At 66.7% G+C, this 15,326-nt stretch carries 12 protein-coding genes; 7 read left to right on the top strand and 5 right to left on the bottom strand.

All coding sequences use genetic code 11. The features are described from left to right. Positions 1-117: 117 nt before the first annotated feature. On the top strand, positions 118-1,716 hold the full coding sequence (locus tag ACFRAU_RS11785; protein ID WP_378000060.1) for a glycoside hydrolase family 32 protein: 1,599 nt from the start codon (positions 118-120) through the stop codon (positions 1,714-1,716). Here ACFRAU_RS11785 and ACFRAU_RS11780 read toward each other — a convergent pair. Beyond that, positions 1,697-2,839, bottom strand: coding sequence for a helix-turn-helix domain-containing protein (locus ACFRAU_RS11780; protein WP_378000059.1), 1,143 nt, complete (start codon positions 2,837-2,839; stop codon positions 1,697-1,699). The genes ACFRAU_RS11785 and ACFRAU_RS11780 overlap by 20 nt on opposite strands. Positions 2,840-3,023: 184 nt before the next feature. Between ACFRAU_RS11780 and ACFRAU_RS11775 the strand changes: the two genes are divergently transcribed. Genes ACFRAU_RS11775 through ACFRAU_RS11760 form a run of 4 tightly spaced genes read left to right on the top strand, consistent with a single transcriptional unit; the run spans position 3,024 to position 8,375 of the window. Next, the gene (locus ACFRAU_RS11775) at positions 3,024-4,514 is read left to right on the top strand and encodes an amino acid permease (protein WP_378000058.1); all 1,491 of its coding nucleotides are present in this window, start codon (positions 3,024-3,026) and stop codon (positions 4,512-4,514) included. After that, entirely contained in the window at positions 4,511-5,836 is a 1,326-nt protein-coding gene (locus ACFRAU_RS11770; RefSeq protein WP_378000057.1) for a M20 family metallo-hydrolase, read from the top strand. The genes ACFRAU_RS11775 and ACFRAU_RS11770 overlap by 4 nt, the downstream gene beginning before the upstream one ends. Further along, positions 5,833-6,660, top strand: coding sequence for a nitrilase-related carbon-nitrogen hydrolase (locus ACFRAU_RS11765; protein ID WP_377995220.1), 828 nt, complete (start codon positions 5,833-5,835; stop codon positions 6,658-6,660). Before ACFRAU_RS11770 ends, ACFRAU_RS11765 begins: the two co-directional genes overlap by 4 nt. Beyond that, a complete protein-coding gene (locus tag ACFRAU_RS11760) occupies positions 6,657-8,375 on the top strand; it encodes a flavin monoamine oxidase family protein (RefSeq protein ID WP_378000056.1) in 1,719 nt (572 codons plus the stop codon). The genes ACFRAU_RS11765 and ACFRAU_RS11760 overlap by 4 nt, the downstream gene beginning before the upstream one ends. A 76-nt stretch (positions 8,376-8,451) precedes the next feature. Here ACFRAU_RS11760 and ACFRAU_RS11755 read toward each other — a convergent pair whose 3' ends face one another. The 4 genes from ACFRAU_RS11755 to ACFRAU_RS11740 form a co-directional block, all read right to left on the bottom strand. Beyond that, complete coding sequence (locus ACFRAU_RS11755; RefSeq protein WP_378000055.1) at positions 8,452-9,087, bottom strand: RraA family protein; 636 nt, start codon at positions 9,085-9,087, stop codon at positions 8,452-8,454. After that, entirely contained in the window at positions 9,084-9,494 is a 411-nt protein-coding gene (locus tag ACFRAU_RS11750; RefSeq protein WP_378000054.1) for a RidA family protein, read from the bottom strand. The genes ACFRAU_RS11755 and ACFRAU_RS11750 overlap by 4 nt, the downstream gene beginning before the upstream one ends. After that, positions 9,491-10,879, bottom strand: a complete 1,389-nt coding sequence (locus ACFRAU_RS11745) for an MFS transporter (protein ID WP_377995216.1) — start codon at positions 10,877-10,879, stop codon at positions 9,491-9,493. The genes ACFRAU_RS11750 and ACFRAU_RS11745 overlap by 4 nt, the downstream gene beginning before the upstream one ends. 146 nt (positions 10,880-11,025) lie before the next feature. Beyond that, on the bottom strand, positions 11,026-12,213 hold the full coding sequence (locus ACFRAU_RS11740) for a PucR family transcriptional regulator (RefSeq protein ID WP_378000053.1): 1,188 nt from the start codon (positions 12,211-12,213) through the stop codon (positions 11,026-11,028). 153 nt (positions 12,214-12,366) lie between these two features. On the opposite strand from ACFRAU_RS11740, the gene ACFRAU_RS11735 reads away from it, so the two are divergent. Both ACFRAU_RS11735 and ACFRAU_RS11730 read left to right on the top strand, forming a co-directional pair. Next, on the top strand, positions 12,367-13,701 hold the full coding sequence (locus ACFRAU_RS11735) for an MFS transporter (RefSeq protein WP_378000052.1): 1,335 nt from the start codon (positions 12,367-12,369) through the stop codon (positions 13,699-13,701). Further along, the gene (locus ACFRAU_RS11730) at positions 13,698-15,320 is read left to right on the top strand and encodes a thiamine pyrophosphate-dependent enzyme (RefSeq protein WP_378000051.1); all 1,623 of its coding nucleotides are present in this window, start codon (positions 13,698-13,700) and stop codon (positions 15,318-15,320) included. The genes ACFRAU_RS11735 and ACFRAU_RS11730 overlap by 4 nt, the downstream gene beginning before the upstream one ends. Positions 15,321-15,326: the final 6 nt, after the last annotated feature.

The raw sequence follows: 15,326 nt of genomic DNA, 5'->3' as shown, positions 1-15,326 counted from the left end.
CCGCCCGGCGTGGCTGGGGATGATTAAACGCTTGACCATTCGGTCGTGAGTAATCTACCGTCTGCTCAAACGATTAATCACGACGACGAGCGATTAGTCACGACGACGAGGTCACCGATGAACCAACGACGGTTCTCCCAACGAGGAAACATTTCCCGCCGCCACGTCCTGCAAGGCACCGGAGCGCTTGCGCTGCTCATGGGTGGCGCCATGAGTGCCACCGCGGCCCAGGCCCTGGGGTCTCTGCGCGCGGTCTACCACCTGACGCCGCCGTCCGGCTGGCTGTGCGACCCGCAGCGCCCGTTCTATGTCAACGGCGTCCAGCACCTGTACTACCTGCACTCGGACCAGAACAACGCCCCGGGCGGCTGGGACCACGCGACCACCTCCGACGGTGTGGCGTTCACCCACCATGGAGTGGCGCTGCCGCTGCAGGCAGATGTTCCGGTGTGGTCGGGGTCGGCAGTGGTCGACACCGCCAACACCGCGGGCTTCGGCGCCGGTGCGATCGTCGTGCTTGCCACGCGGCCCACCGGCGGCATCCGCAAATACCAGGAGCAGTACCTGTACTGGTCAACCGACGGCGGCGACACCTTTACAGCGCTTCCCGATCCGGTGATTGCCAACACCGACGGCCGGACGGCCGTGACACCGGCGGAGATCGAGAACGCGGAATGGTTCCGCGATCCAAAGATCCACTGGGATGCGGCCCGCGGCGAGTGGGTGTGCGTGATCGGCCGCGCCCGCTATGCAGCGTTCTACACCTCGCCCAACTTGCGGAACTGGCAGCTGAAGCGCAACTTCGATTACCCGAACCACGCGCTGGGCGGGATCGAGTGTCCCGACCTTTTCCAGATGACGGCCGACGACGGCACGCGGCACTGGGTACTGGGCGCAAGCATGGACGCGTACGCCGTCGGCCTGCCGATGACCTACGCGTACTGGACGGGCGCCTGGGATGGCGAGCAGTTTATTGCTGATAGCCTCACCCCGCAGTGGCTCGACTGGGGCTGGGACTGGTACGCCGCCGTGACGTGGCCGGCAGCCGACGCGCCGGACGAGCGACGGTACGCGGTGGCGTGGATGAACAACTGGAAGTACGCCGCCCGCGATGTTCCGCCTGATTCCTCCGACGGGTACAACGGCCAGAACTCGATCGTGCGCGAGCTGCGCCTCGTTCGCCAGCCTGGCGGATGGTGCAGCCTGCTCAGCGCCCCGATTGCGGCGCTCGCAAACTACGTCAGCTCCACAACCGTGCTCCCCGACCGCACCGTGAATGGCAGTGCCGTGCTGCCGTGGAGCGGCCGCGCCTACGAACTCGAACTCGATATCTCGTGGGATGCTGCCGCCAACGTCGGCGTATCGGTGGGCCGCTCCGCTTACGGCGCGCGCCACACGAACATCGGCAAGTACGGTGACCGCCTGTATGTTGACCGCGCACCTTCGGACCAGGGCGGCTTCTCGCTCGTGCCGTACACGCGGGCTGCAGCACCCATCGACGCCGGCGCCCGCTCGGTGCACCTGCGTATTTTCGTCGACACGCAGAGCGTGGAAGTGTTCGTCAACGCCGGGCATACGGTGCTCTCGCAGCAGGTGCACTTCGCCGTGGGCGATACGGGGATCTCGCTCTATGCCGACGGCGGCCCTGCGACCTTCGCGGGAATCACCATCCGTGAGTTCGCGGCAGTGGGGGCACCTACTGCAGGGCAAGGATAGCCATCGCGGCATCACGGGGCTGCTGCAGGTCCAGCCCCGTGTACTTCTTGAAGGCGGCAAGTCGGTTCACCACGGTGTTCCGGTGGACATCCAGCCGTTCGGATGTTTCCAGCAGGCTCCCGTTGCCGAGGAAACACTCCACAGTCTCCAGGATCCGGCTCCGTTCGACCGGCGTGCAGCGGTCGAGTGCCGGACCCACGAGGCTGGCCGGGCTGCATCCCACCTGGGTCAGGAGGTGGCTGGTGATGGACATCCACCGGTCCCTGAGCGTGAATACCCCGGTGGCGCCCATCGGGAGGTCCTTCATGATTTCCCGTGCAGCGGTGACAGCGATCCGGATCCCCTCCACCCCGTCCGCAGGAGGGGCAACAGCTACGGCCATGCCCTCGAACAGGACCAGTTCGGGGAACGTGGGCGGTCCTTGAATGCCGTGTGGGCGGCGCCGGATGACCAGCGTGTGGTGTCCCTGGTCGTAGGTGAACACTGCCGGGTCACGGGGCGGACGTGCCCGCAACCGGCGGCGCACCGTCAGGCTGTCGTTCCGGTCAATGGACGCGACGAAGAAGGAGTCGTCCACATCAACGCGGAGGGCGCCCGCGATGCGGGCGAGGTCGGCGGCCGTCGGCTCCGCCAGGGCCAGCAGTTGCGTCAGGTATTGGTGCTGCAGGTCGGCGTCCGCCCGTTCGACTTCCTCGGATTCGGCCAGGTAGTACTCCTGGACCCGCGAGGCGAAAGCATCCACGATCTGCCAGACGAGCTTCGCATGCCTGACCAGCAAGGCAGGATCAGCGCCAAGCCCGGGGTCCGACATGGCATCCCACAGGACAGAGAAGTCCAGGCGGATTGCGCGGATCAGGCTGTCCAGGGCAACGCCCTGCCGGGCTCTCCGGGCTCCAAGGTCAGCGGCAAGAGCCCGCACCGCCTCCAGTTCCGGCCCGCCCCCGCCGAGGGCCCGGAGCATCGTTGAGAAGGAGGCCTCACCGCTCTTGCGCAAGTCGTCGATGGTGAGCCTGGACTCGCTGTAGGCCGGGTCAGCCAGCACCTTGGCCAGGAATGTCTCCACCAGTTCCGGCACGCGAGCGGAGATAGCGTCGATGACTTCCTGCCACTCCCGATCCACCATGCAGAACACCTCCTCCCGGGTTCCTTAATCATCGCGGCGCCTGCTTTCAAGGGGGCTGTACTTTCGTACATTTTTTGGTCCGGATTCGCTGAGATGCCGTCATTGGCGCGGCCGGTTCTGGTTGGGACGATCGATTCCTGCTGCAGCGTGGCGGCAATCACAGACCAACCGGCCAGGAGTTTCCATGACCACCACAGACCCCGTCGACCAACGGACAACGGCCGTCCGCCCTGACGAGCAAGCAGGGTACAAGAAGGGCCTGTCGAACCGGCAGGTTCAGATGATCGGAATCGGCGGCGCCATTGGCACCGGCCTGTTCCTCGGCGCGGGCGGGCGGCTCGCTTCGGCAGGACCGGTGCTGCCTCTGGTTTATGCCCTGTGCGGGATCTTTGCCTTCTTCATCCTCCGTGCCTTGGGCGAGCTGGTGCTCCACCGGCCATCGTCCGGCTCGTTCGTCTCCTATGCCCGCGAGTTCTACGGCGAAAAGGCAGCCTACGTTGCCGGATGGGTCTACGCCATTTCCTGGGCCCTGACGGCCATCGTGGACATCACCGCCATCGCCGTCTACTTCCACTACTGGACGGCCTTCAGCAGCGTTCCGCAATGGGTGCTGGCACTGGTCGCCCTCGGCGTCGTGACAGCCGTGAACCTGATCTCGGTCAAACTCTTCGGCGAACTCGAATTCTGGTTCGCCCTCATCAAGGTCGGGGCACTCGTGACCTTCCTGATTGTGGGCGGCATCTTCTTCGCCGGCAGCTTCCCCGTCGCCGGGCACACGCCCGGTTTCTCCCTGATCGCCGACAACGGGGGGCTGCTGCCCAACGGCCTGCTCCCGGCGGTGGTGGTGATCCAGGGGATTGTGTTTGCCTACGCCGGAATCGACCTGATCGGCGTCGCGGCCGGCGAAACCAGGAACCCGGACAAAGTGATGCCCAAAGCCGTCAACGCGGTGGTGTTCCGCATCGCCGTCTTCTACGTCGGTTCCTCCGCCCTGCTGGCCCTGCTGCTGCCTTTCAACGCCTACAAAGCCGGCGAATCGCCCTTCGTCACGTTCTTCACCAGCATCGGCGTCCCGGGCGCCGGCGACGTCATGAATTTCGTGGTCCTCACCGCCGCACTGTCCAGTCTCAACGCAGGCCTCTACTCGACCGGCAGGATCTACCGCTCCATGGCCCAGGCAGGCGCGGCGCCCCGCTTCATGGAGCGCATGAGCAGGGGAGGCGTCCCCTACGGCGGCATCCTCTTCACCGCGGCGGTCACTCTGCTGGGCGTCGGCCTCAACGCGGTGGTGCCGGCCATGGCCTTCGAAATTGCACTGAACGCCACAGCCCTGGCCATCCTCTGCACCTGGGGAACCATTGTCCTGTGCCAGCTCAAGCTGCACCGGCTGGCCAGGAACGGCCTGCTGCGCCGCCCCGCATTCCGGATGCCCGGCGCACCGTGGACCTCCTACCTCACGCTCGTCTTCCTGGCCAGCGTCCTGGTCCTGATGCTGTTTGACTACCCGATCGGCACGTACGCGGTCGCGGCCCTCGGCATCTTCATCCCCGCACTGATCATCGGCTGGTTTGCGGTGAGAAAACGCGTCAATGAACTCGCTGCCCGGGACGCGGCAAACCACGAAGTCCCTGAAGCCACACCACCCGCCAACTCAGCAAAGGACACCACGCCATGAGCGCCCACCCCCTGACCGAAACTGACACGCCCGCCACTGACAGGTCCGCCACTGACACACCAGCCGGGACAGCCGCTGCCGAATCATTCCTGCGGGACTTCCGCAGCCTCTGCACCATCGGCGAAACACCGGGACACGGCGTCGACCGCCAGGCCGCCACGCCCGCCGACGCCAGGGCCCGTGCCTGGTTCACGTCGCTGGCCGCGCAGTACGGGTTCCGCACCGTGGCCGACCAGGTGGGCAACCTGTTCGCACTGCTGGAATGGACGCCGGGGGCTCCCTACGTGCTGGTCGGCTCACACCTGGACAGCCAGCCCACCGCCGGAAAATACGACGGCGCCTATGGCGTTGCCGCGGCCCTGCACGCCGGGCGCCGCATCGCGGACCGGATCAACAACCGGCCGGACGGTCAGGCAGCGCCGAAGTACAACCTCGCCATCGTGGACTGGTTCAACGAGGAAGGCTGCCGCTTCGCCCCCTCCATGATGGGCAGCTCGGTGTACACCGGAAAGCTCCAGGCAGAAAGCGCACTGGCGACCATCGACGTCGACGGCGTCTCCGTCCGCGAGGCCCTCGGCAGCATCGGCCAGCTGGGGACGGGGACCGGCCCCGAGGCAGCAGCCTATGCCGAAATCCATATCGAGCAGGGGCGTTCCCTGGAGGACACCGACACCACGATCGGGCTGGTCCATTCCTGCTGGGCGGCGGCCAAGTACAGCGTTACCGTCCACGGCGAGCAGGCGCACACCGGTTCCACAGTCATTGCCGACCGCCGGGATGCACTGCTTGGCGCGTCCCGGCTGGTGGTGCTGCTCCGCGAGATCGCAGACCATTTCCCCGACGGCGTGCTCCACACCTCCGTTGGCCAGCTGACGGTGTACCCCAACTCCCCGGTGGTGGTCCCCTCGCGCGTGGAGCTGGTCATGGACCTCCGCACCGCCGACGAGGACGTCCTGTCCGCAGCGCAGGCATTGCTGAAGGCGGGCATTGCCCGGATCGGGGCCGAAACCGGCGTCACCGCCGACGTGCAGCAGTCGCACGCCTGGGGCATCAACCCCTACCAGCCTGCCGGCGTCGAACTCGCCGCCCAATGCGCCGCTGACCTTGGCCTGAGCCACCGCAGGGTATTCACCCTGGCCGGCCACGACTCCATCAACATGAAGGACATCGTCCCCACCGTCATGCTGTTCGTCCCCAGCGTGGACGGCATCTCCCACAACGAACGGGAGTTTACCCACGACGACGATGCCTGCGCCGGCGTCGACATGCTCACCCTCGTCGTCGAACGGCTCTGCCGCGGCGATCTGGACGGTTCCCGATGACGGAAACAGCGCAAACCACCCTGCGCGTCGCCGTCATGCAGGCCACCGGGCTGGTCAACTCCCCGGCGGAGAACCTCCGGCGCCTAGCGTTCAGGGCCGGCGAGGCGGTGGCCAAGGGTGCCGGGCTCCTGGTCACCCCCGAGCTGTTCACGGCCGGCTACGCGCCGACACTCGTGCACGGCACCGACGGAACGGCGCAGCGGGACCAGTTGGCCGCCATCGCCGCCGAGCACTCCATCGCCCTCGTCGCGTCGACCGTGGAGCATTCGGCCGGTAACCGGTACATCACCGCCTCCTTTTTTGGTCCCGGCGGCGAGGAGCGCACCCGGTACCGGAAGCAGCATCTCTTCGGGCCCGATGAAAACGCAGTCTTCACGCCGGGCGGGGAAGCCCCCGAGATCATTGAATACGCCGGCTTCAAGACGGCGCTCGGCATCTGCTTCGACGTCGAATTTCCCGAGTTCACCCGGGCGGCGGCCCTGGCAGGGGCCGAGCTGCTCTGTGTCCCGACGGCGGTTCCACTGCGGGCGGCCGGCAACACTGGCGACCATCCCCTCGACACCCGCCTGATCCCGTCCATGGTGGTACCCACCCGGGCCTTGGAGAGCCAGCTCTATGTCGCCTACGCAAACCACTCCGGTCCCCGTTTCGCCGGGGTCAGCACCATCGCCGACCCCTACGGGCGCAAGGTTTCGGCGGCCGCCCTTGATGCGTTGATCGTCGCTGACATCAGCCCTTCCACCGTTGCCCGGGCCCGCCGGGACACGGACTACCTCACCCGATTCACTCCAGCCACTTGCTCCATCCCTGAAGGAACCCCATGACCCTCGCCGCCACAGGCACCGAAACCGTCCAGCCGGCGCCGCCCGCCCAGTGGGCAAAACCGGTGACTATGCTCAACCCCGACTTCCCGTTCCCGTACGACGACTACCTCAGCCATCCCGTGGGCCTCGGCTCGGTCCCCGAAGCAGTGCATGGAACAGAGGTGGCAGTCATCGGCGCCGGGCTGTCCGGACTTGTCGCCGCGCATGAGCTCATGAAAATGGGGCTGAAACCCGTTGTCTATGAGTCCTCCCGGATCGGGGGCCGGCTGCGCGCGGGGCGCCAGGAGGGCCAGGCCGGTCCCGTGGCAGACCTCGGGGGCATGCGCTTCCCGCGTTCGGGCCAGTCGTTCTTCCACTACGCGGACATGGTCGGCATCGAAACCCAGCCGTTCCCCAACCCGCTCACGCCCGCCGCCGGCAGCACCGTCATCGAACTCGGCGGCCAGGCCCACTACGCCGAAAAGCCCGAAGACCTGCCGCAGTTCTTCGCCGACGTCGCGGCCGCCTGGGATGACTGCCTGGCGGAACGCGCCCACTTCGGCGCTATGCAGGAGGCCATCCGCAACCGGGACCTGGGCACCATCAAGAAGCTGTGGAACGAGCTCGTTCCCCGCTTCGACGATGTGTCCTTCTCCGGTTACCTCGCCACGTCCAGGGCTTTTTCCGCCTTGCCCTTCGAATACCGGGAAGCTTTTGGCCAGGTCGGGTTCGGCACCGGCGGCTGGGATACCAACTTCCCCGATTCCATCCTGGAAATCCTGCGTGTGGTCTACGTGGATGCCGACGCCGACCAGCACCGCATCATCGGTGGTGCACAGCTGCTGCCCGAGCGACTGTGGCAGCATGCCCCGGAGCGTATAGCCCACTGGCCGGCCGGCACAAGCCTGGCTTCGCTCCACGGCGGCCACCCCCGCCCGGGCGTCGCGGCGGTCCGCCGGCTGGCCAACGGTGACGGCACTCCCGGCGACATCGCCGTCACCGACCGCTGGGGCAGGACCAGCAACTACCCGGCCGTGATCGCGACCTGCCAGAGCTGGCTGCTTTCCGCCCGCATCGACGTCGACGAATCCCTGTTCAGCCACAAGCTTTGGACCGCGATCGAACGCAGCCATTATCTGCAGTCCTCCAAGACCTTCGTGGTGGTGGACCGTCCTTTCTGGAAGGACATCGACCCGGAGACCGGCCGCCAGGTCATGTCCACCACACTCACAGACCGCCTCACCAGGGGGACATACCTGCTGGACAACGGACCGGACCAGCCTGCCCTGATCTGCCTGTCCTACACGTGGAACGACGACGCCCTGAAATGGCTGCCGCTGGATGCCGACGAGCGCGTCCGGCTCATGCTGCACTCGCTCAAGCAGATCTACCCGACGGTGGACATCGCCTCCCACATCATCGGGGACCCCATCACCGTGTCCTGGGAGGACGATCCCAACTTCATGGGTGCCTTCAGCGACAACCTGCCGGGTCACTACCGCTACCAGGAGCGTCTCTACAGCCACTTCATGCAGGACGGGCACGAACCGCGGCACCGCGGGATCTTCCTGGCCGGCGACGACGTCTCCTGGACCGGCGGGTGGGCAGACGGCGCCGTCACCACCGGCCTCAACGCCGTCTGGGGTGTCATGACCCAACTCGGCGGCAGGACGCACGCCGGGAACCCCGGCCCGGGCGACCGCTTCGAGGAACTGAAGCCAATCCGGCTCCCGTAGGACAAGGGAAATGCCCGCAGCAGCTGCTGCGGGCATTTCCGTCTGTCCGGCCAGTCCCGCCGCTGGACGTACGGTGCTACTGCCCGGCCGTGGTTGGAAGGACCGACTCAAGCGGCTCGCCGGACGCAATGCGGGCGAGCAGGCCGGGCTCTGCCGCGTCCGAGGCAAGAGCCTTGTCAACGACTTGACCGGCTGCCTCTGGCGAGAGGACGACGACGCCGTTGGAGTCGCCGAGCACAAGGTCGCCCGGGTGCACCGTCACGCCGCCGCACTGCACGGGCACATTGACCGCCGATTCCGTTCCGTACACCCGCTTGGTGGTGAGGCATGTGGTCCCGCGCGCGAACACCGGCAGCCCGGTCTGCCGCAGTTCCTCGACGTCGGTGGCCCTGCCGTCAACGACGACGCCGGCCGCTCCCCGGGCCTTCGCGGCGGCGGCGGTGACTGCCCCGACCGGCGCATGGAGGTGGTCGCCGGACATGTCCACCACCAGGACGCAGCCGGGCTGAAGGGCCAGGAGCGCGCAGTTCATGGCGATCGCGTCGTTCCCCGCAATCCGGACCGTGACCGCACGGCCGGCGACCTTCACGCCATCGAGCAGTGACTGGATGGCGGGATCCACGAATCCGTCCTCGAGGAAATGGCCCAGGGTGGGAAAGCTCACCGCGGCGATCCGCTCCAGCAGGTCGCTGGTCAACGCTTGTGCAGTCATTTGCCGGTCCCGCCTGCCGGCACGGCAACTGCCGCCACGCATTCGATTTCGAGCGAGACGCCCCACAGGCTGACGCACACGGTGGTCCGGGCAGGCTTGGCCCCGCCGAAGTATTCCGCGTAGACCCGGTTGTATTCCTCCAGCTGGCCAAGGTCTGTGAGGTATGTGTTGACCTTGACCACGTGCTCCAGGCCGGAGCCTGCCGCGGCCAGGACGGTCCGCAGGTTTTCGATGGTTTGGCGGACCTGGCCGGCGAAGGTGTCCGGCTGGTCATCGAGGCCGGTCACGGCGGGGATCTGGCCCGAGGTGAAGACGAGGCCGTTGGCGATGACCGCGTGCGAGAAGGGCCCGACGGCGGGCGCCTGCCCGGGGATTTCGGACAGGCGCCGCAGGGAAGATGCCGTCATTTGGCGGCCGCCGCGCTGGCCGTTTCAACGGCTGAGCCCGCATGCCCGGTGGCGGCGGGGGCTTCGTCGACGGCGTCGATGTTGCCGTGCCGTGTTTCCGTGAGGATGAGGAGCGCCATCAGCGAGACCACTGCTGCGCCGAGGATGTACCAGGCGATCGAGGAGCTCTGGTGCGTCAGCCCCAGGAGCCAGGTGGTGATGAACGGTGTGGCCGCGGAGCCGAGGAGGCCGGAGAGCATGTAAGCCACCGAGAGCCCGGAGTAGCGGACCTTCGAGCCGAACAGTTCGGCAAGGAACGTGGCGATGGGTCCGTAGTTGGCTGCGAAGGCGGTCATCATGGCCAGGTAGGCCACGAAGAGCAGGGCGACCGATTTCGTGTCCATGAGCCAGAACATCGGGAAGGCGAACACGGCCTCGGCGGCAACACCGGCGTAGATGATGGGCTTGCGGCCGTACTTGTCCGAAAGCTGCCCGAAGAAGGGGATCAGGACGAAGCACAGGGCACAGGCGGCCAGGACAACCCACAGCATGAGGCTCTCGGAATGGCCAAGTTCCTTCTTGCCGTAGGAGACCCCGGAGGCCACAAGGAGGGTGAAGGTGCTTCCGGTGGAGAGGGTGGCTACGCCGCCCAGGATGACCTGTTTCCAGTACTTGGCCATGAGGGCGGCAAAGGGGATCTTGGCTTTCGCGCCCTGCGTTTTCACGGCCTGGAAGGAGGGGGTCTCCTCGATGTTCAGACGGATGTAGATTCCGACGGCGACCAGCAGCACGGAGGCGAGGAATGGGATGCGCCAGCCCCAGGCCAGCAGGGCTTCCGGGCTCACGCTGGAGGCAACGATGAGGAAGGCGATGTTCGCGATGAGCGTGCCGGCCGGAACGCCCACCTGGACGAGCGAACCGTAGAAGCCGCGCCGGCGGGAGGGGGCATGCTCCACCGTCATGAGCACGGCGCCGCCCCATTCGCCGCCGAGGGCGAGGCCCTGGATGACGCGCAGGAGGAGCAGCAGGAGCGGGGCCATGATGCCGATGGAGTTGTAGTCCGGCAGGAGGCCGATGGCGAAGGTGGCCGCACCCATGGTGAGCAGCGAGATCAGGAGCATGGACTTCCGGCCCAGGCGGTCGCCGAAATGGCCGAACACAATCGCACCGATCATGCGGGCGATGTAGGCGGAGGCGAAGGTGCCGAAGGCAAGCATGGTGCCGACGATGGGGTCGAAGCCGGGGAAGAAGATCTTGTTGAAAACCAGTGCAGAGGCAGTGCCGAATACGAAGAGGTCATACCACTCAACGGTGGTTCCGATCACGCTGGCAAGGGCGATCTTACGCATTTTGGTGAGGTCGAGGCGGGACTCGGAAGGGGGAGTGGTGTCTACCGTTTGGGCCATCAGTATCTCCGGATGGGGTGCGGGGGACGAGTGTCCGGTGCAAGGTAGCTACAACTATTCTGTGCTGCTGATCACAGCTTCAATGGCAAAATCCCCACCATAACGGGCAGTGGATTGTGGATCCTCACATCAGGCCGATGATGGCCTCACGCCCAGGCAACAACCAGCCTGGCGGCTTTTGCCGGTACGGCCAGATCAATGCCTGTGAGTTCCTGGAAGCGGTTCAGCCGGTTCAGGATGGTGTTGCGGTGGCAGAACAGCTGCTCGGCGGTGAGCGTGACGTTCCCGGTGGCCAGGAAGTTCCGTACTGTTTCCAGAAGGCGCTCGCGCTCGCCTCCCTTGCACTCTGTCAGGGCCTCTTCTACTTCCGCGGCAAGATCCAGGCCGGCATCCTGCAGGTTCTGCCGGGCGAGCCGGGCCCAGGCGGCGTCGGCGGACAAAGGGCCGGGATCGCGCGGACGCAGGAGGGCAGCGAGGCTCTCGGCGGTGCGTGCCGCTGCCGGCAGGGCGCGAAGGCCCAGGACCTCCGGCACGTACCCGCATGGAACGTCGGAAATCGCAGCCGGCAGCTGCTGCTCTGCGCCCTGCCTGCCGCGGGTGCGGACGGCGGGCAAAGGCCAGAACACGTAGGTGTTTCCGCCGGATTCGTGAAGGAACAGGCGGTGCCGGGCTTGCTGGCCCGAGCCGAAGTGGGATACGCCCGCCCGCAGGCGTGCCCCCGGCTCGCCGCTCGCGGCCACCAGTGCAAAGCGTGACTCCGGATTGATTCCCAGGGCCGAGCCGACCTGGACGGACGTTTCCAGGGAGGGCGTGCTCTGGTTGAACAGGCGGGCGATGAACTCGCGTTGGATGCTGGACTCCTCCTGGGCCATGCGCGTGCGTTCAGTGAGGTAACTGGTGTGGGTGCGGGTGGCGAACTCGTCCACGACGCGCCACACCTGGTCCACCCGGGAGGTCAGGAGGGCCGCGTCCTCCAGAGTCGCGATCTCCAGGAGTTCGGCCCACAGGATGCTGAAGTCGAGCCGCACGGCTGATGTCAGCGATTCCGGCGGGATTCCGGCCCGGGCACGCTTGGACCCCAGGTCTGAGGCGAAGGCGAGCAGTCCGTCCCGGCCGTCGTCGGCCTGGCCGTGCCGGAGGCCCCGAATCAGCCGGCGGAACGTTTCCATGGCCGTTTCGCGGATTTCCTGGACAGTCACCTGGCTCTCGCCGTATTCCGGAATCTCACGGACCCGCGTAGTGAAAGCCTGCGCGAGCCCGTCGAGCCGGCCCTCCAGCAGGTCCACGAGCTCGGCCCAGCGGGGGTTATGCCCGGATGTTTCCAGATTGTGCATTCCTACATTCTAGACGCACCTTTCCGTGGTGGATCGCTAGTTATTTTGGGAAAAACTACTGGCACTATGGAATGAGTCACTTTTGAAGTGAACCCCCTCGCAATCGTCCGGGCCCTGCTGCCCGGTCCCGTACGCATCTTTGGAGAGCACTAAATGGCAAGCACGGTAAGCGGAGCCACGGACCTCGGTCCCGCGGCAGAACGCGTCGTCGATGAAGGGGTGACCAGGAAGGTCGCCCTCGCAGCGCTCGTGGGCACGGCTTTGGAATGGTACGACTTCTTCCTCTTCACCACGGCCGCGGCCCTGGTCTTCAACGCACAGTACTTCGTATCCCAGGACCCGTTTATCGCTGCGATGGGGTCCTTCGCAACGCTGGCCGTCGGGTTTGTGGCACGGCCGATCGGCGGGTTCATCTTCGGCGCCCTGGGTGACAAGGTGGGCCGCAAGAAGATCCTGATGGTCACGATCGTCGGCATCGGCGTCGTGACGGGCCTCATCGGCCTGTTGCCCAACTACCTGACCATCGGCCTGGCTGCCCCCATCCTGCTGGTCGCCCTGCGAATCGTCCAGGGCCTCGCCGTCGGCGGTGAGTGGAGCGGCGCGGTGATCATCGCCGTCGAGAACGCCCCCGTGGCCAAGCGCGCCCGCTACGCCGCACTGCCCCAGATCGGCTCGCCCATTGGCACCATCCTGTCTTCCGGCGGATTCTTCGGCATGCTGTACCTGGTGGGCCAGACGAACTTCGAGGCCTGGGGCTGGCGCATCCCGTTCGTTGCGGCCATCCCGCTGCTGGCCGTCTCGCTGTGGATCCGCAGCAAGCTCAGCGAATCGCCCGAGTTCGAGGCGCTCATGGAGTCCGGCGAAACCGAGCATGCCCCCATCCGCGGCGTCCTGAAGAACAGCTGGCGGCAGATCCTGGTGGGCATGTGTTCGGCCCTGCTGGGCATCGGCGGCTTCTACCTCATCACCAGCTTTGTGGTGTTCTACGGCACCAAGGTCCTCAAGCTGCCCACCGAACTCCTCCTCCTCGGCTCACTGCTCGCGGCAACGTTCGAAATCTTCGCCCTCATCTGGGCAGGCCGCATGGGTGAAAAGTTCGGCGCCAGCAAAGTCATCCTCTGGGGCGGCGTGGCCTCGGCACTCGTGGCAGTCCCGGTCTTCCTTGCCATCGACACCCGCAACCCGGTCCTCGTGGTCCTCGGCATGATCATCGGCGTCGCCGTCCTCTCCATCCCGTACGCCGTCTCCGGAACCGCATTGACCGCCCTGTTCAACACCAGGGTCCGGTACACCGGCGTCGCCATCACGTCCAACACCGCAGGAGTCATCTCCGGCTTTGTTCCGTTGGTTGCCACCGCGCTGGTGGCAGCCAACGGCAACTCGTTCTGGCCCGGCGCCGCGATCCTCCTGGTGGTCTCCATCCTGACCGCGCTGTCCGGCCTGTTCCTCCCGGGCCTCTCCATCAAAGAAAAGGGCATGAAGCATTGAGCACAACAACCGCCGGGCACCTGATCGTGGACCAGCTGGAACGGGCCGGCATCAGGCGTGTCTACACCGTTCCCGGAGAAAGTTTCCTCGATGTCCTTGACGGCCTCCACGGCTCGTCAATCCAGAACGTCGTGGCCCGGCAGGAGGGCGGGGCCGGGTTCATGGCCCTCGCCGAAGGACGCCTGACCGAGCTGCCCGGCGTGGCCATGGTGACCCGCGGCCCCGGCGCCGCCAACGCCTTCATCGCCATCCACACCGCCCACCAGGACGCCACACCGATGATCCTCTTCGTCGGGCTCATCCCGGTGGCGGACCGCGGCCGGGAGTCGTTCCAGGAGTTCGACATCAACGCCTGGTTCGGCAGCACCGCAAAGAAGGTGGTCACCCTGGACGACGCCGCCTCCGCGGCCCGAGTGGTGGACGACGCCATCTTCACAGCACTGAGCGGCCGTCCCGGACCGGTGGTCATCGGCCTCCCCGAGGACGTCCTGGTCCACGTCGTCGAGGACGCCACGGTGGCACCCCGCAGGGGCTCCAGCCCGGAGCCCTCCGCCGCTGCGCTCGCCGAACTCGAGGGCCGGCAGGCCGCAGCCTGCAGGCCGCTGATCGTGGTCGGCGGCGAAGGCTGGACCACCGAATCCGGCGAGGAACTGGCCGGCTGGGCGTCACGGCACGGTGTTCCGATCCTGGCCGATTTCCGGGCGTACGACGCCGTCCCGCACCGCAGCGACGCCTACGCCGGCTCGCTGGGGTACGGAAGGAGCGACGCCAACGCCGCCCGGCTCGACGAAGCGGACCTGGTCCTCTTCCTCGGCTGCGTCCGCGGCGACGTCCTGTCCGACGGCTACAAGCGCGGACTGGACGCCGAAACCATCGTGGTGAACGCGGATGCCAACCTGCTGGGCCATTTCGGCCGGGTGGACCAGCACATCACCGCCGATGTGTCTGCTTTCTCGGCCGCGCTTGCGGCCACGAATTCGGCTGTCCGCCCCGACGCCGGCTGGTTCGCCGGTGCCCGCGCCGATCACCTGGCCTTCTCGGCACCGCAGCCCGACGGCGGCATCGGCGTCGACCTGGGCGCCGCCATGGAGATCCTCACGAAGGAAATGGACGACGACGCCGTCCTCACCTTCGGCGCGGGGAACCACGCCCTGTGGCCCGCCCGCTACCTTGCGCACAACTCCGCCAACTCCCTGGCTGCGCCGCGCAATGGCGCCATGGGCATGGGCATCCCGGCCGCCGTCGCCGCGTCCCTGGCCTACCCGGGCCGGCAGGTCATCTCGGTGGCCGGGGACGGCTGCTTCATGATGAACGGCCAGGAAATTGCCACCGCCATGGGCTACGGCGCGAAGTTCATCGTCCTGGTGGTGGATAACGGCATCTTCGCCACAATCCGCGAGCACCAGGAAAACCACTATCCGGGCCGGCCCTCAGGCACGCACATGACCAACCCGGACTTCGCCGCACTGGCCCGGTCCTACGGCGGATACGGAGAACGTGTGGACCGCACGGAGGACTTCGCGGCCGCATTCCGCCGCGCCGTCGACTCCGGCCTGCCTGCCCTGCTCCACCTGCCGCAGGATCCGGCAACCCGTTCGCCCAAGACGTCCGCCAACTGACCGGAG

Source organism: Arthrobacter sp. NPDC056691 (assembly GCF_042791415.1).
In the GTDB taxonomy this organism is placed as follows: Bacteria; Actinomycetota; Actinomycetes; order Actinomycetales; family Micrococcaceae; genus Arthrobacter.
This window is presented reverse-complemented; position numbering and strand designations above follow the sequence as displayed.